22 protein-coding genes and 1 tRNA gene are annotated in these 19,156 nt (G+C 61.5%); 7 read left to right on the top strand and 16 right to left on the bottom strand.

All coding sequences use genetic code 11. The features are described 5' to 3' along the window. Positions 1–4 precede the first annotated feature (4 nt). Positions 5–508, bottom strand: a complete 504-nt coding sequence (locus QMA15_RS24465; protein ID WP_003944006.1) for an SRPBCC domain-containing protein — start codon at positions 506–508, stop codon at positions 5–7. Positions 509–785: 277 nt separating this feature from the next. Here QMA15_RS24465 and QMA15_RS24460 point away from each other — a divergent pair, with 277 nt between their 5' ends. Further along, entirely contained in the window at positions 786–1,721 is a 936-nt protein-coding gene (locus QMA15_RS24460; protein ID WP_279164123.1) for a tetrahydrofolate dehydrogenase/cyclohydrolase catalytic domain-containing protein, read from the top strand. Between the two features lie 167 nt (positions 1,722–1,888). Here QMA15_RS24460 and QMA15_RS24455 read toward each other — a convergent pair whose 3' ends face one another. Continuing rightward, positions 1,889–2,521 (bottom strand): hypothetical protein, encoded by a 633-nt coding sequence (locus QMA15_RS24455; protein WP_279164122.1) that lies wholly within the window; start codon positions 2,519–2,521, stop codon positions 1,889–1,891. A gap of 398 nt (positions 2,522–2,919) precedes the next feature. Here QMA15_RS24455 and QMA15_RS24450 point away from each other — a divergent pair, with 398 nt between their 5' ends. Both QMA15_RS24450 and QMA15_RS32825 read left to right on the top strand, forming a co-directional pair. Further along, positions 2,920–3,675 (top strand): hypothetical protein, encoded by a 756-nt coding sequence (locus QMA15_RS24450; RefSeq protein ID WP_020907919.1) that lies wholly within the window; start codon positions 2,920–2,922, stop codon positions 3,673–3,675. A gap of 291 nt (positions 3,676–3,966) precedes the next feature. After that, positions 3,967–4,323, top strand: a complete 357-nt coding sequence (locus tag QMA15_RS32825; RefSeq protein ID WP_082893185.1) for a type II toxin-antitoxin system PemK/MazF family toxin — start codon at positions 3,967–3,969, stop codon at positions 4,321–4,323. A 443-nt stretch (positions 4,324–4,766) separates the two neighbouring features. Here the strand turns inward: QMA15_RS32825 and QMA15_RS24445 are convergent, their stop codons facing one another. From QMA15_RS24445 to QMA15_RS24400, 10 genes are all read right to left on the bottom strand, one after another. Then, positions 4,767–5,549, bottom strand: coding sequence for a hypothetical protein (locus QMA15_RS24445; protein WP_290286997.1), 783 nt, complete (start codon positions 5,547–5,549; stop codon positions 4,767–4,769). Positions 5,550–5,560: 11 nt separating this feature from the next. Then, positions 5,561–6,082 carry a hypothetical protein gene (locus QMA15_RS24440; protein ID WP_290286995.1) on the bottom strand — a complete coding sequence of 174 codons (522 nt, stop codon included), beginning with the start codon at positions 6,080–6,082 and terminating at the stop codon, positions 5,561–5,563. 20 nt (positions 6,083–6,102) lie between these two features. Then, positions 6,103–6,507 (bottom strand): helix-turn-helix domain-containing protein, encoded by a 405-nt coding sequence (locus QMA15_RS24435; RefSeq protein WP_290286994.1) that lies wholly within the window; start codon positions 6,505–6,507, stop codon positions 6,103–6,105. Further along, positions 6,504–6,692 carry a hypothetical protein gene (locus QMA15_RS24430; RefSeq protein WP_041815016.1) on the bottom strand — a complete coding sequence of 63 codons (189 nt, stop codon included), beginning with the start codon at positions 6,690–6,692 and terminating at the stop codon, positions 6,504–6,506. Before QMA15_RS24430 ends, QMA15_RS24435 begins: the two co-directional genes overlap by 4 nt. Before the next feature lie 119 nt (positions 6,693–6,811). After that, complete coding sequence (locus QMA15_RS24425) at positions 6,812–7,456, bottom strand: hypothetical protein (RefSeq protein WP_290286993.1); 645 nt, start codon at positions 7,454–7,456, stop codon at positions 6,812–6,814. Positions 7,457–7,914: 458 nt separating this feature from the next. After that, positions 7,915–9,414: a DNA primase family protein gene (locus QMA15_RS24420; RefSeq protein ID WP_290286992.1), complete on the bottom strand. Its 1,500-nt coding sequence runs from the start codon at positions 9,412–9,414 to the stop codon at positions 7,915–7,917. Further along, the gene (locus tag QMA15_RS24415) at positions 9,411–10,217 is read right to left on the bottom strand and encodes a bifunctional DNA primase/polymerase (protein WP_290286991.1); all 807 of its coding nucleotides are present in this window, start codon (positions 10,215–10,217) and stop codon (positions 9,411–9,413) included. The genes QMA15_RS24420 and QMA15_RS24415 overlap by 4 nt, the downstream gene beginning before the upstream one ends. Positions 10,218–10,338: 121 nt before the next feature. Then, positions 10,339–10,605, bottom strand: coding sequence for a hypothetical protein (locus tag QMA15_RS24410; protein WP_290286990.1), 267 nt, complete (start codon positions 10,603–10,605; stop codon positions 10,339–10,341). Between the two features lie 317 nt (positions 10,606–10,922). Beyond that, on the bottom strand, positions 10,923–11,534 hold the full coding sequence (locus QMA15_RS24405; protein WP_290286989.1) for a hypothetical protein: 612 nt from the start codon (positions 11,532–11,534) through the stop codon (positions 10,923–10,925). 173 nt (positions 11,535–11,707) lie between these two features. Next, positions 11,708–11,920, bottom strand: coding sequence for a DNA-binding protein (locus QMA15_RS24400; RefSeq protein WP_290286988.1), 213 nt, complete (start codon positions 11,918–11,920; stop codon positions 11,708–11,710). A 115-nt stretch (positions 11,921–12,035) separates the two neighbouring features. On the opposite strand from QMA15_RS24400, the gene QMA15_RS24395 reads away from it, so the two are divergent. Then, positions 12,036–12,764 carry a helix-turn-helix transcriptional regulator gene (locus QMA15_RS24395; RefSeq protein ID WP_290286987.1) on the top strand — a complete coding sequence of 243 codons (729 nt, stop codon included), beginning with the start codon at positions 12,036–12,038 and terminating at the stop codon, positions 12,762–12,764. After that, a complete protein-coding gene (locus QMA15_RS24390) occupies positions 12,764–13,891 on the top strand; it encodes a tyrosine-type recombinase/integrase (protein ID WP_290286986.1) in 1,128 nt (375 codons plus the stop codon). The genes QMA15_RS24395 and QMA15_RS24390 overlap by 1 nt, the downstream gene beginning before the upstream one ends. A 44-nt stretch (positions 13,892–13,935) precedes the next feature. Here the strand turns inward: QMA15_RS24390 and QMA15_RS24385 are convergent. Then, positions 13,936–14,009 (bottom strand) — tRNA-Leu (locus QMA15_RS24385). Between the two features lie 107 nt (positions 14,010–14,116). Here QMA15_RS24385 and QMA15_RS24380 point away from each other — a divergent pair. Further along, a complete protein-coding gene (locus QMA15_RS24380; protein WP_003944029.1) occupies positions 14,117–14,734 on the top strand; it encodes an ANTAR domain-containing response regulator in 618 nt (205 codons plus the stop codon). A gap of 218 nt (positions 14,735–14,952) precedes the next feature. Further along, positions 14,953–16,284 carry an ABC transporter substrate-binding protein gene (locus tag QMA15_RS24375; RefSeq protein WP_003944031.1) on the top strand — a complete coding sequence of 444 codons (1,332 nt, stop codon included), beginning with the start codon at positions 14,953–14,955 and terminating at the stop codon, positions 16,282–16,284. 56 nt (positions 16,285–16,340) lie between these two features. On the opposite strand, the gene QMA15_RS24370 is transcribed toward QMA15_RS24375, so the two are convergent. From QMA15_RS24370 to QMA15_RS24360, 3 genes are read right to left on the bottom strand one after another with little or no spacing between them, the layout of a single operon-like run. Then, complete coding sequence (locus QMA15_RS24370) at positions 16,341–17,147, bottom strand: ABC transporter ATP-binding protein (protein WP_007728720.1); 807 nt, start codon at positions 17,145–17,147, stop codon at positions 16,341–16,343. Beyond that, positions 17,144–18,172 (bottom strand): ABC transporter ATP-binding protein, encoded by a 1,029-nt coding sequence (locus tag QMA15_RS24365; protein ID WP_020907906.1) that lies wholly within the window; start codon positions 18,170–18,172, stop codon positions 17,144–17,146. Before QMA15_RS24365 ends, QMA15_RS24370 begins: the two co-directional genes overlap by 4 nt. Next, positions 18,165–19,154 (bottom strand): branched-chain amino acid ABC transporter permease, encoded by a 990-nt coding sequence (locus QMA15_RS24360; protein ID WP_003944088.1) that lies wholly within the window; start codon positions 19,152–19,154, stop codon positions 18,165–18,167. Before QMA15_RS24360 ends, QMA15_RS24365 begins: the two co-directional genes overlap by 8 nt. Between the last annotated feature and the right edge of the window lie 2 nt (positions 19,155–19,156).

Raw genomic sequence — 19,156 nt, 5'->3', positions numbered from 1 at the left:
AGAATCAAGCAGACTTGCGATATTGCGGTGAGAGTTCGTCGGCGCGGTCCCACGGAGACCAGTCGACTTCGCGTCCATCGAGTTGGGCCGCAACAACTTCCAAGCCCGCGTGCCAGCCGGCGGCGTGGGCGTACGCGGACTCTTCGTCTTCCATCGTGTGGGTGAGGGTCAGCCAGCAACCGCCGGTGCCGTCCGGTGCCAGTTCCCAATGCAGAGTATCTGCGTCCCAGAGGAATTCGAGAATTCGGTGCGGGTGGACGCTGATGACCGTCCCGCGCGTCACGTGATCTGCGGGCAGTCCGAATCGCTCGACTTGTTCCGGGGTCACCTTGAACAGCAGATCCGCGCCTGGAGTGAGATTGAAATCGACGTCCGCCGGGAACCAGGCGTCGAGGTACTCGCGTTCCGTTATCACTTTCCAGACCTTGTCCGGTGCGTGCGGAATTGCCAGTTGGAAGCTCAGTGACACCCGACCGTCATAGGTCAGGTTTATCTTGCCGTTGTCCATCGGTGCCTCCAATGCTTGGTGCCCGTGCGGTTGCCCCCATCGTGCCATCTAATTGCTTAGGATGGAATAACTGCAGGTCAGATCGTTACCTATTGATAGGTTATGTCGATTTGTCTCGATTTGAGAGCGGCGTTCCGGATGCGTTTCGTGGCAGTGAGACAAACGCGCGGTACGCTGACCACGCACGACTGGCGCGGGTGGGAATTACCACCGGGGAGTGCACATCGCGAGGCATCGACCGCCTGGGTGCTTCACACATCTTGTGTGAAGGGGATTCATGTCTACCGAAAATCTGTCTACTGAAGATCTGCCTACCGAAAATCTGCCCAGCCAGAACGTGGCCGCTCGAATAATCGACGGACGCGCAATTGCCGATGCTGCGCTCGCGGACCTCTCAGTGCGCACGAGGCAGTTTCGTGATGAGACGGGGCACGTTCCTTGCCTGGCCGCCGTCATCGTGGGAGCGGACCCGGCCTCGAAGGCGTATGTACAGATGAAGGCCAAACGGTCTGTCGTCGTCGGAATGACGTCGCGGACGGTCGAACTCCCGGTGAGTACAACCACCGAAGAACTAGTCGACGTGCTGAGAGCGTCGTCGGCGGACCCTTCGATCGACGGCATACTGCTGCAACACCCGGTGCCAGGCCACATCGACGAACGGGCTGCGTTCGATGCCATCTCGGCCGACAAGGACGTTGACGGCGTTACCTCGGCAGCGTTCGCGGCAATGGCGTTGACCGGTGGGGGATTCGAATCATGTACACCGAGTGGCATCCTGCGCCTGCTCGACGCCACAGGCGTCGAACTCTCCGGAAAGCATGCTGTCGTGGTCGGCCGAAGCCCGATACTCGGATTGCCGATGGGAATGCTCCTCCTGCGTCGAGGCGCAACGGTGACATACTGCCATTCGCGAACCGTCGACCTGGCCGCCCACGTCGCTTCGGCAGACATCGTCATCGCGGCCGTCGGTGTTCCGGAACTGATCAAAGGGGCGTGGATCAAGCCTGGGGCAGTGGTGATCGATGCGGGGTACAACGCGGGCAACGTCGGAGATGTGGAGTACGCCGCCGCGCTCCCACATGCCGGTGCGATCACACCGGTGCCGGGTGGCGTCGGCCCCATGACGGTTGCCGTCCTGCTGGAACAAACACTGGCAGCAGCAGTTCGCGCAGCGGAAGTTCGGGCATGCAGTGAGAGTTCGGGCATGCAGTGAGAATCATGACAGTCGTGTTGGACCGGACCCAGCAATCGCCTCGGATCGATTGTGAGACCTCGGTTTCGAGACGGAGTATTCATCCGCCCCTCGATAACCGAATTACCGCGTCGAGCACCGCTGCGCTGGAATGGCTGAGCTGAGCGCGCAATTGGTGTATTCGACAGTCAGCTGTCTGCCGTGGGGATGTCGATCATCAACCGGGACGGTGAATCGGATGTCGATACGGTGTATGCCGGACGGATGTCGACCGTGCCGACAAACGACTGCAGGATCGCACTGTTCCTGGCCGCACTGTCTATGCGCGTGATGTTTTCGCCCTCGTGAGATACGGAGTTGAGCGACGAATCCGATTGGACTCCCATCAGGTCGACTTGAAGTATCGATCGACTTCCGACGTCCACGACTGTGCTGTCACCCGCTCGGATTGCTTCGCTGACGTATTCGGTTTTCCAGAACACTGATCCATTTCCGTCGAATCGGTAGGTGATTCGGGTGAAACCATCGTGATCGGTTACGTCGATCTCGGTCACGTCGACGCGCGGATTCGGTGAAGGGATCTCCGTGTCGTTCGGGAACGGAGCAAGCGTGGAGATCTCGGTTGGTGGGGCATCGATCGGGGGAGTGCCGACCTGAAGGGTGCCTGTCTGTGTTGCAGCATCGAGGACGGTCTGGGTGGAAGATTCGCCGGCAGTGTTGGATTCGCCGGCAGTGTCGGATTGGTCGTCAGTCTGACACCCGGTGAGCAGCGCGAAAACAGGTATGGCTCCGAGCAGAGCAATCAGGCGACGACCGTTCATGGATCGAATCTAACTGCGGTCGATCTGGGGTACAGCCGAATGCCGAAACCTTGCGGTACGGCCAACTGCGGCAGGTGGTGCCCTCGGTGAGACTCGAAATAAAAATCGACCACCGAGGGTCCAGCGGCGATGGAGCCGTACCGGCCGCCACCTGCTCAGTTACCAGTTGTCAAGTGACACGACTTGATGCTCGCTGAGGGTGGAATGTGTCCAAACCGTGTCCATGGAATGCCCCCTGATCGGTGCTGGGCAGGGGGCGTCTATTCCTTAGCTCAGATCAGTGTGCAGGAGCGGCGGGGGAGTGAGTCGATCCAGGCTGGGCGGAGTTGCCCCCCGGTTTGAGTGATCGAGGACTAGGGGGATGAACGCCGGAAAGCTGGGCTATGTAGGCTGGAACGATGTATCACCGGTGGACGTCCACCCACGTTTTCGCATGGACGCCGATCCTTACCTACACACGGCGTCACCTGTCGCTTCTTGAGTGGTTCGAACAGAACCTCGACCCAGTAGCGTTCACTGAGAAGCGCGACATGGTCGGGATTGCGCTGTTGTCTGAAGACTTGCGGATTACCGTGACGAGATCGGGTATGAGACTTGAGTCTGGGCTAGCGGGGGCAGCGATTTCACACCTCCTACCGGCCGTGTCTGGTGTCTTCGAAGTGCTTGAACCGAAGGACGTCGTCCTCTCGCGATCGTTCTCGATGGGGACCGTTGACCTCTGTGATGTCGACTACCACGAGGCGTGCGCGCGGTTTGGAGTCAAGATGGGTACCCGTCGTCCAGTAGGTGGGGTGTTCCGTGCGACTGATGGATCTGCGCTCCTCGACCTGGATGCTGAAGAGGTAAAAGCTCAGGTAGAGTGGGGAATAGTTGAAGCTGACGAGCTGTTATTTCGCTTGCGACACCCGCGAATCGGCCGCATAGAGAAGCCTCAAGGCGGTCTGGACAACCACGCGGGTGTTGCGAACCTCGTCCACGACGATGTTCCAGGAGTTAGCATCCTGAGTGACGTAGTAATAAGCCGAAAATTCGGTGGCGACGTGGTCGACGCGGAGTCGGTCGCAGAAGTGATGGGTTTCACTGATGACCTGGCGCGGGACGTGTCAGAATCGCTTGCCGGGGAGTTTGTGAAGGAAATGGGAGTAGACCAGTGAGTTCCGTCAAAGTACATGAGGGCACGAAGTCGGAAGCAACCGATTCCGACGACTCAAGCTGGGTTGCTGTGCGTTCCCCACGGACGAATTCGCGCGGAGTGAGCGCGAGTGGCGTCGTCTCAGCCATCGCGGGTGCTCGGCTGGGTTACATGCGCGGTGCTCGACGGAGTGAAACGTACTCCGTGATGCCGGAGTACGGCAGTGGCGATGCTGCGCTTTCGGATGGTATTGATCGCGACATGGCCAACCGTTGGGACGATTGAGGTAACAGAACCCCGCGATAGGTAGACGGTGATAGTTCAGCGCGGCCAGATTTGGCTTGCGCGGGTGCCCTACAACGATGATCCGGACGAATCGAAGTTGAGACCTGTCCTAGTGATTGGGTTCTCTGCTCACACTTCTCGTGACGACGCCGTTGTGCTGGTTGCGCCAATCACATCGTTTGGAGATGGTGGGCAAGCCAAATTTGGTGATGTCGCACTACTGAACTGGCGCAAATTCGGGTTATCTCATGGGAGTTACGTTCGTGCACGCAGAATATGGGGTGCCAGCCCGGCAGCGTTCGACCAGGCGAAGGGTTCTCTCGGCGAAGTAAACGAGTCTGTGATGGCTCAAGTCTTGACTGAAGTATCGGCGCTTTTCTCCTGACAGACTTGGTGAAGAGTTCCTGGATAGCAGAGAACCCCCACCCACTCGGCTCTTAGCCAGCGGGTAGGGGTTCTCTGATCGCGGCGGTTGATTGCACGCGAAGCGAGGGGCGCAGGCTGGATCAGTGGGGGAGAAAGGCTTGCCCTAACCTGCCTTCGATTCCGGTTCCTGATGTGAATTGGAGTATCAGGCCGGTGACGTTGACGCCCGCTGTGGAATTGGTTCCGGCACTGTCGTTCTGGGGTCTCGCTTGGCCTCGGAGGGATTCGGAGCCCGTGGGGGCCTCGGAATACCCCGTGAGGAGGTCGAGAACCCCCACGACCGGGGACGAGTGCCCCGCAGAATGTCGGAGGGAGAAAGAGCCAATTGACCGCGGAGGAGTTGGCCCCCACGTACTTCGACATTTGTGACGGGGTATATCGGGCCAGGTCCCCTCGGACCGTCTAGCGGTGGGGCAAGCTCTCGAGCTCGGCATTGGTCGGTTTGCGGGCAGGTTCCAACGGTCCGGACTCTGCATCCGCCATGATCGCCCGCGCTTCGGTGACCGTGTTGAGCACTCGCATCGGCACCTTGGCCCACACTCCACCCCGTAGGCCGTGGTGTGTACCCCCGAATGCGTGCCCCGCCTGAATCAACTGAGCAGACGAGGCCGAGAAGAACGCGGCCTGTGCGTGGTCCTCGGTGTACTCGGTTGTCCTCACAACACCGAAGTGCACAACCATCAAGCGCACTAGACCACGAATCGAATCGGCCTTTGCCTGCGCCTGCGGCAGGGCGCGCCACGCCTCGATCTGCTCGGGTTCGCCGCTGGCGAGGATGGACTCGGCCGATGCCCCGCCATCCAGCCGCCGGCCCGCCTCGGCGAAGGCGCCGGCCGCTTCCTCGAATTTGGGTCGAAGGGTGTCCATCAGGGCGTCACCCCCGGTTCCGCGCAGGTCCTCGGTGAATTGCTGGACGAGGGTATGGACGGCGATTTCCCTTGGCCGCGATGAGTGGTACTCGCGGGCGCTGGCCGTACCCACGTCCGAAATGAAACCTTCGATTTCAGCGGCCGTCAGATCAGGATCGCTCAGAAGCCCTTCGAGATTCGGTGCTCTTGAAACCTCCGATCTACTGGCGATAGCCGATGCAAGCTCGGCGGTCTTGGCTAGCGACTGGGGCAGTTCGGCCCCGAGCGCCTGAACGGTGTCGCGGAGGCGTTGGACGTCATTGATGTTTGCAACCATGTTCTAGCTCCTCAGGAGAACCAGCCGTCGTCGTCAGACGAGGCGGTGTTGTTGGTGGTTGGGGTTTCGGCCGGTGCCGATGCGGCGATGTCGGCTTCGAGGTCGGCGGCGTCGAACCATCCGAGGTCGTCGGCGCTGGCGGCGCTGGCGAGGTGGGTGGTGTTGCTGGTGCCGGTGGTGAGAGGTGCGGCCGAGGCGGCTAGGTCTGCCGTGTCGAACCATCCGAGGTCGGCCTCGGGTTGCTTCCCACCTGCGGCGAGGTGGCGCTCGTGCCACACGCGGTCCTCAGTGGAGGTCGGGTTGTTCGAAGCCAGCAGCACGGGCTGCAACGCCCGCAGTCGTTCGGTGGTCTCTACCGGGTTGAGGTCGTATTGCCCATTCCAGTACCCGACTCGAGCTGCGAGGATTCGGCCTGTGGCTACGGCCGCTTTCACGGTGGCGTCTCGCGTGGCGTAGAAGCCCGGATACTGGCGCTTCAATGCGCGTTTTTTGGCGGCAGCGGCGAGGACTCGTGTCCGTTCCTTCGCTGTCATTGGGGGTTTCTTCTTGGTGGTCATGAGTTGCCTTGTCGTTGGTGTCGTTTGCGGGCCTCGATCTGCCAGGGGTCGAAGGTCCAGTTCTGGCCGATCTTGTGACCGTCGAGGCGACCTCGGCGCGCCAGGTCCCGCACGGCGTTTGGAGTGACCCCGAGAAGGTTTGCGGCCTGCTCGGTTGTCAGTCGCTCGGCGTCCTGGACCAGTCCATCATTGGGTGTTGTTGCGGCACTGGCGGTTATGGCGTTCGCGCCTGCGCGGCTGGCGTCCTCGAGCGCTACGCCTGCGGCCAGTACGTCGCGGGTGAACCCCGGTGCGCCGTGGGCGCGGAGCTGCTCGTTTCCGGTTCGGATGGCTTTCGCGACGAGGGCGGCAGCTCTGGGATCGAGCGCGACCACGCCTGTGATGAACGCGGCCGGGTTCATCGCTTGGCGGCGATTTCTTCGCGGAGTGCTCGCACTTCCTGAGTGAGTCCGAGTAGCGCCTGCGCGACTGCCATTCGGGACGCCACCTGCGCTTGCGGTCCGATGCCTGCGCAACGGGTTTCGTCGATCAGGTCGAGAACGTCGTCGTCAGAGAGGGCGGTGTCGATATTTACGTTGATCTTCACGAGTTTTCCGTTCGGTCGTTGGTTGCTGGCCGAACCGCTCTCGGGGTGGTGTTCTGGTGTCTCCCGTCCACGGGAGGACATTCGCGGGGGTTGGTGGGCATTCCGACCCCCACGAGGGATCAAACGACGAGGGAAACCGCTTCGGTCACAGGTTGGGCCTGTCGTCGGCGAAGCTCGCTCAGGCGCTGCTGCTCGCGTTGGGCGTCGTGGAGCTCGGCTTTTGCGATTCTTGCTGTCACTCGGCGGTCTTTTACGTCGGCGGCTAGAACCATTCCGAGGTTTCGACGGATAAGGGCTGTTGCGACTGCGAGGTCATCGCCTGTGGCGCGAGTGAGCTCGAGCAGGTAGCGCGTGGGCCGGATTTCCGAACAGGGGATAGGGCCGAGATGGCCTCGCAACCACAGGCGGCGAATCCGCACTGCCAACCCAAGCGCTCCTTGAGGTCGCTGCAGTGCCGACGGGGTGTCGTCGCCTTCGCTGTCGAGGTTAGGAATCGTCCAGCCACGCCACCCACGGCGGTTACCTAGTTGCGTGGATCTCCCGGTGTGCCTCGCGATGGCCTGTTTGACGTGCAATTCGTTCGACTTTGCGTAGCCGAGTCGGTCGGCCCACGCGTGGTAGTCCTCGAGTGCTTCGTCAGACGGGAGTGTGGACGAGGAATCTTTGGTGACTCTGGCTTCGAACCAGACTCGCACGGCCTCGAACAGCTCGGCGTACGTGAGGGTCCTCGCGGCTGGTGTGGGTTGCGCTGTTGGCATGGTCATTTCGCTCCTGTTGGGGTAGTTCGCGTTGCGTGGTGGTCGAAAGGGCAGGGGGCGTTTTTCGTGAGGCGGCCAGGTCGGAACGTCCGCGGCGAGCCAAAAGCGGAGGCGCTTCCCCCGAAAGGCGTCGTTGTTGTGTCTCGTTTGGCTTCCCTTGGCCTGGCGGGCGTTCCGACGGTTTCGGTGCCCGTGAGGCGTGGGAACGCCTCCGCTTTGGCTTTCGAGAGTTAGTCGTAAGTACGCGGTCAGGGGGAGTTTTCCCAATGACGACAGGTGCTCTGACCGGGGGTGTGCCGGGGTGTGCCGTAGTTCTCAGCCGGTTTTTCATGAGATGGATTCCAGAGAACGACCCGAGAACCCCGTCACACCCCGTCACGCTCGACGTTCTATCGCCCCATGCTGGCGTACCAGCGCTCCAGTTCCGTAGTCCCAGAACGCATTTACCGGGATAGTGCGCCGCGTCATTGGAACCGAACCCCGACAGTCAGGCGTTGCGGACCTTTCGGATCGGCCGCGTTGCGTGCGATGTGGGGTCGGGACAGCTGAGACTGCCCGAGTCGCTTTCGTTCTCGCCGTATGGCGTGTTTCTCGGCCAGATCGTGGTCCAGGAGCTTCTCCGTGAACGTCTGGTCTGACCAACTGGTGTGGCCTCCAGCGGAAAGCCATCGGGTGAACTCGTCGTAGAGCTCCCGCGACAGGACACACGCGTTCGGGTCGAATTCGAGGTGCTCTTCCGCGAACAATGCCAGCAGATCGACTTGCCCTCGCCACGCTTTCGTATCAGCTATGACTCTCGCCGAGGGCGCGGGGATTCGCTGATGGTCACCGCCCGCATAGCACCGCATCGCGCCCTCTACGAGCCACGATAGGCACGCTTCCCGCTGTTCCTTCCCATCCTCGATGTTTCGGCGTAGGCCATTGACGCCTACACGGTCGGTTTCGCGCTCGAGAGCGTCGTGGTCCGCGCGGTATCGCCACGGGAACACCACGAGGGCGAGTCGTCGCCAGGTGCCGTGGTCGGTCTCGTAGATCCTCGGTTTGTGGTTCGTAGAGATTACTAGGGTGTGTGTCGCGTCCCAGGTGACGTTGTCCCGTCCGATCCCGCGTGCGGTGATCTGCGAGGTGCCGAGGATGGCCTTAAGTCGCCGGACGGAGAACGTACCCTCCGGGAGTTCCTCCAAGATGGCGAACCGCAACCCGCGCAGGGTCATAAGCTCCGTCGGGTGATCAGACGGCCGCGAGATCAGGAGCTTGTCCGGGACGATCTGCGCGTACGAGCCGAGGGCGTAGCGGCATCCGAGGATGGTCGATTTTCCGTTCTGTCCACCACCCTGCAGGAGCGGCATCACGTCGTCCGAGGGTGCCTCGCCGGTGATGGCCTGCCCTAGCTTTGCTTGCAACCAGTCCGCAGTCTCGGCGTCGGGCAAAGCATGCAGTGCGGAGTCCCAATCCTTGTGGCGCTTCCCTGGGACGTAGTCGCACGCGGTGATCTTGGTGAACAATAGGTTCGGGTCGTGGGGGAGTAGCTCGCCCGTACGAAGATCGACCACCCCGTTCTTGCAGTTGAGCAAGTGGGCGTGTTCCCGCGAGTCGAAGTGCTCGGCGTCTTCCTTGACCAGTCCACGCAACAGGCTTTTGACCGCTCGAATCTTGTGGGCCGCAAGCAGTGTCGCGAGGCGTTTCCTCCGGTCGCCGTCGGCCGTTGGCGCTTCCTCCGCGAACATGTCCGTGAAGTGCCGCTGAACCTCCTTCGTCACCCGGTCGTCGTGTACTGGTTTCCAGACCTTCCCGGAGTACCGCATCCATCCGATACCGGGAGCGTGCCGGAATTGGTCACGCATCCGGCCAGCGAGGTAAGCAGAGAGCGGCGAGTCGTCCAACAACAGCCGCCCGTTTGAGTCCGCGAGGGACTGGGGGAATTCGCCGTTGACGAGTTCTAGAAGCGTGTCGGACAGTTTCACGAGGTTTCCTGTTCTTCGATGTACTGGCGAGCCGCGTCAACCTCCGTGGGAGACAACCCAATTGATATTGCTGTGTTACATAGGCGTTCGATCAGGTCCGCAGAGCCGCCATAGACGCGGTACGCCTCGCCGATGGCGTACATCAGGAACCCCCTTCGTTCGCCCTCGGCTTTGACGCCGAGCAGTCGGACGAGTCGGAGCCCAGGTGTTCCCACGGAAGCTCCTCCTGATCTCGTGACCACGCGAGGGCGCGGCTTCGGCTCCGGGCGTTGAATGTGCTCGAGCCACTCAATGGGAAGTTCGGTAATGGGGAAGTCTCGCCACACGCGGTAGATGCGGCCGGATTTGTGGACGGACCCTGGAGCCAGGACGAACCCCTTCTCGGTCTTGAGGTCTACGCCCGGAATCGCGGCCAGCAGAGGACGCTCCGAGGAGAACGTGTAGTAGTAATGGCTTCCGCGATTGGTCCGGACGACACGGGTCGGAGGCAACGAGAGGCCGTGCTCGTTCATCCAGGGCGCGAGGAGAGCAGCGGAGTCGATATCTACGACGAGCATTCCCACGGCCGGACGAATACCAATGTTCCCGTTCGCGTGAATGCGGGTCCACCGCTCGATCTGCGCCTGGTCGGTAGTCGCGTCGAGGTGTCCGTGCGACCCTGCATAGGGGGTCTTATCTCGGGGAACGAGCGGGAAGACTGCCCAGCCGTCAGCAGCGAGCGCGGGCGCATGCTGGGCGAACGGGCCAGCAGGGGGCGCTATGGAACGGGGCGTTGATTTGGCTTGTCGTGCTGCGGATTTCACTATTACTCCTCATTTGTTCTGAGGAGCGCGTGTTACGCTGGGGTGTCGTGTTCAGCGTGTACGTGCGCGCTCCGTTCGCCCCGGTTGCCTGCCAGCAATTGGGGCGGACTGCTGTTCGGGGTCACTTCTCTTTCGGGACGCGTTGGCCGATAGGTAGAGGCAGGATTCCGACCCTCCGGCGTTGCCGCGCTTCGTAGTTGCGAGCCTTCTTGCGGAGTCGCTCGCGCTCGCGCGTTTCCGGATCGGACGCTGCGATTCGTTCTGCCCGCTTGCGCCAGTTCTCGCGAGCTCTGATGCGCGCCAACTCTTTGTGTTCGGGAGTTCCGGGCTTGGGTCGCTGTACCGGGGCCTCGCTGGCCTCGTCATGTCTAGGTTCTGGGTTGCTCATAGGAAACGAAAGCATGCGGTATTCCTGACGCAGAAGTATTACTACCTCGGCCACAATCGGCCGAAGCGGAGGGGGGCAAGAGGGAGAAAAACCCTCGGCGACAACAGATTCCGGAGAAGGGTCCTCGTGGCCGCTCGTTGGTCTTCCGGACGAACGAACGCGCCCAGCGGGTACCCGAATGGAAGCGGGGTCCGCTGGGCGCGTCGGGGATTACTGGTGTCAGGGGTCACGCGGTCAGAAGACGAGCGCGCCCCAGATCAGCAGGTAGACGAGACACGCCCACCCGGTCGCTTTCAGCTCGAATCGCTCCTGGGCGGTCATTCGGCGGCCTCGGCTTCCTGGTGGCGAGCCATCTCGCGAACAGCGGTCTGTAGCTCGTCGATCAGGGAGTGAACGTCGACCACATCAGGGATGACAACACTCGGGCCTGATCGACGGCCAATCGAGACTGATCCATCCCTCGGCGTGAACTTGGCGCGAACGGGGGCGTCGATCGAGCCCTCGGAGGCGGCAAAGGGATCGCTCATTTGAGGGGCTCCGAGCTGGGCGAGTGCGCTTTGGAGCGCGTTAATCAAGGTGGCTACGTCGTCCGCGTCGAGTAATACGTCGTCGCTCTGGATCTCGAGGCCGACAAGGTTCTCGCCCCTGGTCCAGACGTTAACGAAGGGCAAGACCTCTACAGGCTCGGAAATCGGGACTGAGTCCCACTCGCTCCACGCCTCATTGGACGTAGCGATTATCTCGCGTAGTTGTGTCGGTAGTTCGTCAATATCGGAACACGTGAACTCGTATCGGCGGAGCCCATCCAGCGCTGTCACCGTGTAGGTGCCCGCTTCTGTGAGGGTGGTTTCGACCAACTCGAAGTTTCCGAACATGCCCCGGACGCGGCCGTCCTTTGATTCGCGGAGCTCCTCTACGAAGATCCCCATGTCGAGTTCGACAATGTCGAAGGTTTTTGCAGTGCCATCGGGGCTTGGTTGCGCGTTGTCGGAGGTGCTTGATTCAATAGGCATGCGTTGATTTCCCTTTCGGTCCGAGCTGCGCGCTCGGGTTGGTGGTTGGATTCGCCCCCGGTGTTGGCGCACTGGGGGCGTTTTCGTATTCAGGCCGTCGCGTCGGCGGCCGTTCCGGTGCGAATGTCGGAGTCGATGTAGTCCCGCAGGTCTTGGACCGCGTACGCGACTCGATGGCCTAGCTTTCTGAACTTCGGACCCGCGCCTCGATACCGCAGTGCGGCCAGCGCTCCTTCGCTCGTGAGCAGCACCGCGGCTGCCTCCTTCGCTGACAGCAACCGTGGAATCTCGGTGGGCGTCACGTTTGTCTCCAATCTCGTGTCGACGGGTGTTCTCATGAGGAGCAGTAACACGAGAAAATATAAACATGTCGTGTCACATCTCGTCAAGTGGCGCGACTCCGTATATGGTGATCGCATGACAACAGATTTGGCTGACGTGATTGGTGTGAATGCGAGAAGGTTGCGGCTGGACGCGGGGGTGACGCTCGAGCAGGTCGCAAGAGCGTTGAGGGATCGTGGGATGCCTTGGAGTACAGGACGTGTCGGCGACATGGAAGCCGGGCGGGTCAACCCCACGATGCCCACGGTTCTTGGCTTGGCAGACGCACTCGGGGAGGTGACAGGGGGCGCTATTCGACTGGCGGACCTGGTCGCGACTGACGACTTCGTGGAGCTGACGGGCGGCCTCGCGGTTTCGGCGGGAGCGCTCGCACGAGCACTGGAAGGTGCACCTGTCCGGTTCGAAGGCGACGACCGCGCACCCTGGGCGGGCGTCGAGACCACACAGCAACACGAGGTGCACGAGACGCTGACGGACCGGGCGCGAGCGAACGGGTGGCCAGGGGTCGCCGAGGCGAAGGCAGACCTGCGGATTACTACGGATGCCGAACTTGTTGCGGTCTTCGACGCGGCGGACGGCGCGGCCTTGGCGGACAAGCGCGCAGCTAAAGCATTCAGTCTCTCATTCGGTCGCAAAATCGAGATGGTGGAGCTGATGGCAGCAGCACTGCGGCTTTGGGGCCATTCTCTCGCCGACGAGCGGGAACGGCTGGCAGCACTCGAACCCGACGCGAACAACCAGCGCCGAGGACAGATCTCGCGAGACCTGCGCGCACAGCTCTCGGCCGCCCTGGAGTCCAAGTAATGGCGACAGTCTCGGAGTATGCGACCAAGGCCGGAACCCGCTACGAGGTCCGCTACCGAACACCGGACCACCAAACGACCCGCAAACGCGGATTCAAGACGAAGCGGGACGCCAACGCGTACGCAGCGCGAGTCGAGGTGGACAAGCAGACAGGCGCGTTCGTACAACAGAGCGCAGGCCGAGCGACTATCGGAGAGTTGGGCGTCGAGTGGCTCGGGCGGCAGGCGCACCTCAAACCCTCGTCTGCCCGCGTCGTGAAATCGGCGTGGGACAACCACGTCCAACCGAAGTGGGGACAAACTCCGGTCGGGCGAATCAAGCGGACCCACGTCCAACAATGGGTGGCAGATATGTCGGTCGATAGCGGTCCGGTGACCATAACGCGCTGTTTTGGTGTCCTCGCGTCTATCTTGGACGACGCGGTCTCGGATCGACTGCTAGTGGTCAACCCCGCTCGAGGAGTGAAACTGCCGCGACGGAAACGAGGGGAGCAGACCTACCTGACGATGGCGCAGCTGCAAGCGTTGGCCGAGCAGGCGGGGGAGCGTCGAGGTCTCGTGTTGCTCCTCGGGTTCGGCGGACTGCGGTTCGGTGAAGCGGCAGGTTTGAGGGTTCGGCACCTGGACCTGTTGCGGCGACGTGTCCGCGTTGTCGAGAACGCTGTGACGGTGGCTGGACGAGTCGAGTTGGGCTCGCCCAAGTCTCACGCCCAACGCACCATTGCGGTACCTCGTTTGGTCGCGGAGGCACTCGCGAGGCAGTGCGAGGGTAAGGGCAGGGATGACATCGTCTTCCCGAACGTGCGAGGCGGCCACATGACACTGCCCTCGGGTAAGTCGTGGTGGTCAGGTGCGGTGGAACGGTGTCAGGCAGACGATCCGAGTTTCCCGCAAATTGGTGTTCATGCGCTGCGCCACACTGCGGCCTCGTTGATGATTGCGGCCGGAGCCAACCCGAAGGCGATCCAAGCTCAGCTCGGACACGCGTCGGCGACGCTGACGATGGACCGATACGGCCACCTGTTCGCTGACCAGCTGGGCGACCTCGCGGACGCCTTGGACGCGGCGGCTGCGGAGTCTGTGTCCAAAGCGTGTCCAGAAGATTCTCCGGAAGCCGCTCTAGGATGACCAAAACCCCCTGTCGCCAGGGGGTTTTGATGTTTATCTCGTTGTGCCCTCGGTGAGACTCGAACTCACACTGGACGGGTTTTGAATCCGTTTCCTCTGCCAATTGGGATACGAGGGCTTGTTGCGATGACTACATTAGAAGATGCGATTTCAATGTCAAACACCGGTACCCTCTAATCGTTCGCGTCTCGTGTCGGGGCGGTTCGATGGAGGAGGATGGTGGCCATGAATTCGCCGCAGCCGCAAGGCAATCAGCTCGCACCCCGTCGTGTTGTCGTCGCTGAAGACGAGGCGTTGATCCGCATGGATCTGGTCGAGATGCTCCGCGAAGAGGGCTACGACGTCGTCGGTGAGGCCGGTGACGGGCAGGTTGCGGTGGAGTTGGCCGAGTCGCTCAAGCCTGATCTGGTCATCATGGACGTGAAGATGCCCAGGAGAGACGGCATCGACGCCGCTTCGGAGATTGCCGCCAAGCGGATCGCTCCTGTTGTTATTCTCACAGCGTTCAGTCAGCGCGAGTTGGTCGAGCGCGCACGCGATGCCGGCGCCATGGCTTACTTGGTCAAGCCGTTCTCGATCAGTGACCTCGTTCCCGCTGTCGAATTGGCGGTCAGTCGTTTCCGCGAGGTGACGGCGCTCGAGCGTGAGGTCGCTGATCTTTCCGACCGGCTCGAAGCACGCAAGCTGATCGAGCGAGCCAAGAGTGTTCTGATGGTTCGCCAAGCGCTCACCGAACCTGAGGCGTTCAAGTGGATTCAGCGCGCCGCGATGGATCGGCGCTCCACGATGAAGGCGGTCGCACAGGTCGTACTGGAAACTCTGGGCGGTGAACCGGACGCTTGAGCAAAGTGTCCGGGTTATCCGGCTGCACTGAGTGGCTGCGTCGACCGTCGAAACGTCGCGCAGCGCTACAGCCGTGTAAACACTGTGCGCCTTCAGATAACAGTCAGGTCACAGGGCTTTCTTGAAGGATCGCGAAACGGTTCCAAGGTCTAGCGTCTGATCCCACAGCGAGCGCCAGTTCGGGTGGCGCGAGCACCGGCTGATCTTAGGAGCGTGGGATGGCTAGACGAACACTTGTGCGTACTGCTGCAGTTCTCGGCGCGGCATCACTGGCACTTGCAGGCTGTAGCTCGGACAAGTCGGATGACTCGTCTTCGAGTGGCTCTACGTCCGGCGCTTCCGCCGCGACGACATCCGTCACGACTGATTGCACCCCGGAGCAGGCCAAGGCCGGCGCCACCCCGTCCACGGAAGCGCTGCGTATCGGTACGCTTCTTCCCGATACAGGCAGCTTGTCGTTCCTCGGGCCGCCGATGGTCGCGGGCACCCAGCTGGGAGTCAACGACGTCAATGCAGCCGGAGGCGTTCTCGGCCAACCGGTCCAGCTGATTCCCGGCGATTCGGGTGACACCACAACGGACACCGCCAACACCACCGTCGACCGCGAATTGGCTGCAGGCACTCAGGTCATCGTCGGCGCCGCGTCGTCCTCGGTCTCGCTCAAGGTGATCGACAAGATCGCCAGCGCAGGCGTCGTGATGTTCTCGCCTGCCAACACTTCGGACCAATTCGTCTGCTACCCCGACAAGGGCATGTACTTCCGCACCGCTCCGACGGACGTACTACAGGCTCAGGCCGTCGCACAGCTCATTTCGGACGACGGTGGTCAGCGCGTAGCGATCATGGCCCTCAACGACCCGTACGGGACGGGTCTGGCGGACAACATCGAAAAGAATCTGATCGATTCGGGCGTCCCCTCCGATCAGATCGAGAAGATCATCTACGACCCGAACGCGCAGTCGTTCAACTCCGAAGTCGATCAAGTCAAGAACTTCAATCCGGATGCAGTGGCATTGGTGGGCTTCGAGGAGTCGGCGAAGATCATCACGCGCATGCACGAAGTGGGCATCGGCCCGTCGGACGGAATGGCGATGTACGGCGTCGACGGCAACATGGGTAACGCGCTCGGCGAATCCGTGGCGAAGCCGTTGCTCGACACCATGCAGGGAACCACGCCCCTGACGGACGTCGGAGCTGCCTTCCAGGATCGTCTGAAGGCTGTGAACCCCTCTCTGATCGACTTCAACTACGCCGGAGAGTCGTACGACGCGGTGGTGATCTCAGCGCTCGCTGCCGAGCAGGCGAAGTCGACGGCCGGTACCGACATCGCAGCCAACATCAACAGCGTCACCGAAGGCGGCACCAAGTGCACGTCCTACGTCGAGTGCCTGCCGTTGGTGAAGGCGGGAACCGACATCGACTACGACGGCATCACCGGTGAGTTGGACTTCAACGATTCGGGAGAACCGTCCATCGGTTCGTACGGAAAGCTCAAGTTCGGCCCTGAGAACACGCTGACCACAGAAGGATTCGTGGTCGTGGGCAAGTAAGCAGCCAACGAGAATGGGCCAGGGTCGAGAGACCCTGGCCCATTCTCGTGTCTGTCCTACTTCTCTTTGCTTCCGGCGAGCGTTCCCAAGTACAACTCGATCACCTTGGGGTCGTTCATCAGATTGGCGCCGGTGTCGGTGTACGCGTTCTTACCCTGATCGAGTACGTAGCCGCGGTCGCAGATCTGAAGGCAGCGGCGCGCGTTCTGCTCGACCATGATGACCGAGACACCCGCAGCATTGATCTTCTTGCAGCGGATGAACACCTCGTCCTGGAACATGGGGGACAGGCCCGCGGACGGTTCGTCGAGCAGCAGCACCGACGGATCCATCATCAGGGCCCGGCCCATCGCGACCATCTGGCGTTCGCCGCCGGAGAGTGCGCCGGCCTTCACCTTTCGCCGTTCACTCAGAAGAGGGAACAGTTCACTCACGAAGGCGAATCGTTCCGCGAATGCCTTGGGACGCAGATAAATGCCCATTTCGAGGTTTTCTTCGATGGTCAGAGTCTGAAAGACGTTCTGTGTCTGAGGGACGTACCCGACTCCCTTCTGAACGAGGACGTGAGCGGGCGCAGACGTGATGTTGTCCTCGCGTAGGGTGACCGACCCTTCGCGTACCGGTATCAGTCCGAACAGTGATTTCAGGAGTGTCGATTTGCCTGCGCCGTTCGGTCCGATGATCCCGACGATTTCCCCTTCCTTCAGGAAGAAGTTGCATTCACGCAGGATGTTGACGCCGGGAATGTAGCCCGCGACGAGGCTGTCGGCGCGGAGTAGGGCACCTGCCGACAGTCGCTGATGCTCCTCGGCCGTCGCGGCGAACTCTGCAGGCGTCAGTGAACGTGCGTGGTTCTCGCTCATGGCTTCTCGTGCCTTCCGCGCGGTTCCTCGGGACTCGATTCCAGCGTCGCGGCGAGATCGGCCGGAAGGCTGTCGACGTCGGGTTCCGACAGGTCCCCGCCCGACTCGAGGGTTTCGACCTCGGCTTCAGCCAGGGCGGCGGCCAGAACGGCCGTCTCGCCCACCGGATTTCCGTTGTCGTCGAACTCGAGGGCCTGGTCATGGTGGCTGCCCAGATATGCGTCGACGACGGCTGTGTTGGACGAGAGTTCGTCCGGGGTGGATTCGGCGATGACGCTGCCCTGCGCCATGACCACCACCCAATCGCTGATATCTCGGATCACGTCCATGTCGTGTTCGACGAACACGACCGTCATTCCGTCGTCGCGCAATGATTTGATGTGTCCGAGCAGGCTTTGCGTCAGAGCAGGATTGACCCCCGCCATCGGTTCGTCGAGCATCACCACCGAGGGCGAGGTCATGAGTGCGCGAGCCATTTCGAGCAATTTGCGCTGCCCACCGGAGAGTGAACCGGCGAGGTCGTCTGCCTTGGTGTCGAGTTTGAATCGTGCGAGGAGTTCGTTGGCGCGTTCGGTGATCTCGCGTTCCTGGCCTTTCCAGATCCACGGAACGAGGGATGCAAAAATGCGTTCACCACGTTGGCCGGTGGCACCGAGACGTACGTTGTCCAGCACGGTGAGTTTGGAGAGCGCCTTGGTCAACTGGAACGTCCGTACCACTCCTTTCCTGGCTACCTGGTGGGGATACATGCGACCCAGCGATTGACCGTCCATCGACCACGTACCGGTGTCCGGCCGGTCGAAACCGGTGAGGAGGTTGAAGAGCGTCGTTTTTCCGGCACCGTTTGGACCGATCAGACCTGTGATGCACCCTCGTTGAATCTCGAGGTGATCGACGTCGACGGCCTTGAGACCGCCGAACGTCCGCGAGACGTTGTCAGCGACCAGTACCGGGTCGGGTTTCGCCGATCCGGGAAGGTGAGGAACGTCGGCAAAGATCTGTGCTCTGGTATCGGCGTCAAGCATTGAGTTGCACCTCCCGCTTGTTACCCAGTATTCCCTGCGGTCTGAAGACCATCAGGAGAGCAATCATCAATCCGAGCAGGACATACCTGGTGGCTCCGACTTGCTGTTCCGTGAGTGAAAGCAGCGGATTTTCGCCGGAGATCGCCTGACGCAACAAGGCATCAGGGATGGCGAGGAGGAACCAGAACAACATTGCGCCGACCACCGGGCCGAATACCGTTGCCGCCCCGCCCAGAATCAGTGCGCCGAACGCGAAGAACGTCTGCGCGGTCGAGTAGAAGTCCGGGTTGATGGACTTGGTCTGCAGGGCGTTGAACACACCGGCCAGGCCACCGATCACGCCGCCGAGAACCAGCGCCTGCATCTTGTACACAAAGACGTTCTTGCCCAACGATCGCGCTGCGTCCTCGTCTTCGCGTACCGCCTTGAGGACGCGCCCCCACGGACTGTGCGTCAACAAGTAGACAAATCCGCACAAGATCAAGACCAGCGTCCACCCCACGACCATCGACCAGAGGTCGTCTCCGTAGAACTTCACGCCGAGAAATGAGTACTGCTTGGCCGAGTCGAAGGGGCTCAGTGCGGTGAACGGGTCTGCGAAACCGAAGAGGCCATTGGTGGAACCGGTCACCGAATCCGACGCGGTCGAGCGGAAGATCAGACGCAGGATCTCCGACGCGGCGATGGTCACGATGGCGAGATAGTCGGCGCGCAGACGCAGCGTCGGGATACCCAGCACGAGCGCGAGGAGCCCGGCTGCGGTAAGACCGACGAGGATGCCGAGCCACAACGGCTGGTCGTAGGTCACGGTCATGATGCCGACGCCGTAGCCGCCGAGGAGGGCAAAACCGATCTGACCGAAGTTGAGCAGTCCGGCGTAGCCGAAGTGCAGGTTCAGCCCGATTGCCAGCAGTGCGTAGAAGATTGCCGACGGCCCGATCAACTGGGCGAAGGAAACCTGGAAAGCTCCCATGATGTCCATGT

Origin of the sequence: Rhodococcus sp. APC 3903 (assembly GCF_030407755.1) — a bacterium.
Lineage (GTDB): Bacteria > Actinomycetota > Actinomycetes > Mycobacteriales > Mycobacteriaceae > Rhodococcus_F > Rhodococcus_F erythropolis.
The sequence above is the reverse complement of the archived record's forward strand: the minus strand, read 5'-3'. Positions and strand labels throughout refer to the sequence as shown.

Coding starts and splice junctions, on each gene's coding strand:
- QMA15_RS24365 (WP_020907906.1), bottom strand. CDS start 18,172: ATGCTTGACGCCGATACCAGAGCACAGATCTTTGCCGACGTTCCTCAC.
- QMA15_RS24440 (WP_290286995.1), bottom strand. CDS start 6,082: ATGACAGCGAAGGAACGGACACGAGTCCTCGCCGCTGCCGCCAAAAAA.
- QMA15_RS24360 (WP_003944088.1), bottom strand. CDS start 19,154: ATGGACATCATGGGAGCTTTCCAGGTTTCCTTCGCCCAGTTGATCGGG.
- QMA15_RS24450 (WP_020907919.1), top strand. CDS start 2,920: ATGTATCACCGGTGGACGTCCACCCACGTTTTCGCATGGACGCCGATC.
- QMA15_RS24410 (WP_290286990.1), bottom strand. CDS start 10,605: ATGAGCAACCCAGAACCTAGACATGACGAGGCCAGCGAGGCCCCGGTA.
- QMA15_RS24445 (WP_290286997.1), bottom strand. CDS start 5,549: ATGGTTGCAAACATCAATGACGTCCAACGCCTCCGCGACACCGTTCAG.
- QMA15_RS24370 (WP_007728720.1), bottom strand. CDS start 17,147: ATGAGCGAGAACCACGCACGTTCACTGACGCCTGCAGAGTTCGCCGCG.
- QMA15_RS24455 (WP_279164122.1), bottom strand. CDS start 2,521: ATGAACGGTCGTCGCCTGATTGCTCTGCTCGGAGCCATACCTGTTTTC.
- QMA15_RS24460 (WP_279164123.1), top strand. CDS start 786: ATGTCTACCGAAAATCTGTCTACTGAAGATCTGCCTACCGAAAATCTG.
- QMA15_RS24465 (WP_003944006.1), bottom strand. CDS start 508: ATGGACAACGGCAAGATAAACCTGACCTATGACGGTCGGGTGTCACTG.
- QMA15_RS24375 (WP_003944031.1), top strand. CDS start 14,953: ATGGCTAGACGAACACTTGTGCGTACTGCTGCAGTTCTCGGCGCGGCA.
- QMA15_RS24390 (WP_290286986.1), top strand. CDS start 12,764: ATGGCGACAGTCTCGGAGTATGCGACCAAGGCCGGAACCCGCTACGAG.
- QMA15_RS24435 (WP_290286994.1), bottom strand. CDS start 6,507: ATGAACCCGGCCGCGTTCATCACAGGCGTGGTCGCGCTCGATCCCAGA.
- QMA15_RS24405 (WP_290286989.1), bottom strand. CDS start 11,534: ATGGGGATCTTCGTAGAGGAGCTCCGCGAATCAAAGGACGGCCGCGTC.
- QMA15_RS24425 (WP_290286993.1), bottom strand. CDS start 7,456: ATGACCATGCCAACAGCGCAACCCACACCAGCCGCGAGGACCCTCACG.
- QMA15_RS24395 (WP_290286987.1), top strand. CDS start 12,036: ATGACAACAGATTTGGCTGACGTGATTGGTGTGAATGCGAGAAGGTTG.
- QMA15_RS24380 (WP_003944029.1), top strand. CDS start 14,117: ATGAATTCGCCGCAGCCGCAAGGCAATCAGCTCGCACCCCGTCGTGTT.